Below are 2,157 nucleotides of genomic sequence, written 5' to 3'. Positions count from 1 at the left end.
TCTACATTATCTACCCTTTGAAGTCCTCGAAAACGAGTCTAATCCATTGGTTAATACGCATGATATTCAATATGCCAATTCCGTGGCGTTGTGGTATTTTCTCAAAAAAAATGTTCACCAACCCAAGCAACATCAAGATTTATTGGCTGCTTTTGCTCCTCAATACGATCCAAAAACTGATGGAATAACTTCAAGAGGCAACAGGTTTAAAGACATAAAGGCAGCCAAAATAGAAGCTGAAAAAATTTCAGCTACATTTAATGGCGACTTGTTTTTAAATCGTGAAGCTTCTGTTGAAAACTTTATTAATCACGCAAGTGCGTATAAAATTTACCATTTGGCAATGCATGCCGTATTAAATGAAGAAGAACACACTCAATCGAGCCTTGTTTTTCACAACAATGATTACTTTAATTTTTCTGCGCTCTATAGTATGTATTTTCCGGCAGATTTGGTGGTACTAAGTGCTTGTAATACCGGTGTTGGAAAATTAGCCGCCGGCGAAGGTTTTTTAAGCTTATCGAGAGCATTAACCTATTCTGGCGTACGTTCTAGCGTGTATAGTTTATGGGAGGTGCCTGATCAGGAAACTTCAGAAATAATGGTTTCTTTTTATCACTATCTAAGCGAAGGAGAAAACAAAGCAACGGCATTGACTAATGCAAAAAAAGATTTTATAGAAAAAAATCCATTAAAATCACATCCTTATTATTGGGCTGGGTTTGTAGTTAATGGTGATACAACTCCTAGTATTACCCCCACAAGTCATCTATCGTGGTATATTTTTGCCGGAATCATATTTATTGCCGCAGTGCTTATTAATAAACGTTATAGAAGAACCAAATCAGTCTAACTCTATTAATAATTTTTGCGCCTGCTTGCTTAAATTACTGTCTGAACGGGCTACTTTTTCAAGATAGAATTGGGCTTTAGTACTTTGTTTCTGTTTTAAGAATGCTAAGCCCAAATACCAATTTGCCACTGCAGTAAAGTCGCTTTTATTTTTTTCCCATTCATAACTTTGCAAAACACGAATGCCTTCTTCCGTTTCACTTTGGGCTAAAAGACTCATTCCTTTATAAAAAATCAAATAGTCTTTTGGTTCCTTTTCGTAGGCCTTATTAAAATTTTTTGCGGCTTCGCTATAATTACCATCTTCATAAAGGTCAAAGGCTGCCATTTCGTTGGTTTCCTGCTCAGTTTCGCTTCTTGTAGTTAGATTTATGACATTAGGATACACCTCAAAATTTTCGGTGTACAAATTTTGATAGTTTGGTTGTAAGCTGTAGATAATAGAACCAACAGCAGTTAAGAAAGCCACAGCAGCCGCATAACGAAACCAACTGATTTTCTTTTTTGTTTTATTGTCCAATTCTTGAAACCTACTTTTTAAAGTGCTGTGTTTTTCCTGTGCAATGGTTTGTTTAATTTCCAACTCATTGAAAAACTCAGCTCTTAATTGGCTGTCATTTTTTAAGACTTGCTCCAATTGCTTAAACTCGTCACTAGTAAGCCGACTGCTAAAATATTTTTCTGTGAGTTCTTGCTGATTCATACCGTTCTTTGGCTAATTCCTTTAACTGCGCTACACATCTAGATTTTTGGCTTTTCAACACGTCTTTTGAAGAGTATTGTAAGGTTTCCTGTATTTCATCTAAGGTCATTCCTTTATAATAAAACAACTCTAATATCTCTTGACATTTACTGCCTAGTAGTTTCCATGATTTTTTTAGAATCGCTTGTTGTTCCTCATGCAACTCGGCTTCAAATAACTGCATTTCTTCAGAAATGTGAATGATATGCTCCTCGTGATATAGTTTTTTGTTTTCGTTTAACTGCCTGTATATTTTAAACTTTCCAATGGCAAACACATAACTCTTTAAGGTGCTAGTTAGCTTCTCTAACTTCCCATTTTGCACATTCTCATATAGATTAATTATAGTTTCCTGATAAATGTCAGCAATATCATCTGCTGGTGCATTTAATTTATGCGCAAACAAAAAGAAGTCCTCTTTATAAGTGAGATAAACTTTATCTAAAGTTTTTAAGTCGTTCTGCTTTAGCCTATCAACTAGATATTGGTCTTTTATCATTAATACATAATTAAACAAAATGTAAACATACATCAAATCTTTGCTGTAAAACCTTGTATTGTTA

Annotated in this window: 3 protein-coding genes; 1 reads left to right on the top strand and 2 read right to left on the bottom strand. The window is 34.7% G+C overall.

Going from position 1 to position 2,157, the window contains the following annotated elements:
• Nucleotides 1–853, top strand: an 853-nt coding sequence (locus tag E1163_RS00895; RefSeq protein WP_155168643.1) for a CHAT domain-containing protein, incomplete at its 5' end; no start/stop codon positions are given.
• Here the strand turns inward: E1163_RS00895 and E1163_RS00890 are convergent.
• Together E1163_RS00890 and E1163_RS00885 are read right to left on the bottom strand one after the other, a co-directional pair.
• Complete coding sequence (locus tag E1163_RS00890; RefSeq protein WP_155168642.1) at nt 845–1,555, bottom strand: tetratricopeptide repeat protein; 711 nt, start codon at nt 1,553–1,555, stop codon at nt 845–847. The two genes, E1163_RS00895 and E1163_RS00890, sit on opposite strands and share 9 nt — an antisense overlap.
• The coding region (locus E1163_RS00885) for an RNA polymerase sigma factor (RefSeq protein WP_221417887.1) at nt 1,521–2,157 on the bottom strand (637 nt) is incomplete at its 5' end. The genes E1163_RS00885 and E1163_RS00890, both read right to left, overlap by 35 nt.

Origin of the sequence: Fulvivirga kasyanovii (assembly GCF_009711405.1) — a bacterium.
GTDB lineage: Bacteria > Bacteroidota > Bacteroidia > Cytophagales > Cyclobacteriaceae > Fulvivirga > Fulvivirga kasyanovii.
Note: the sequence above shows the minus strand (reverse complement) of the source record. Positions and strands in the feature narration are given on the sequence as shown.

Bases quoted from the DNA above. Each gene is read 5' to 3' on its own strand.
- E1163_RS00890 (WP_155168642.1), bottom strand. From the start codon at position 1,555: ATGAATCAGCAAGAACTCACAGAAAAATATTTTAGCAGTCGGCTTACT.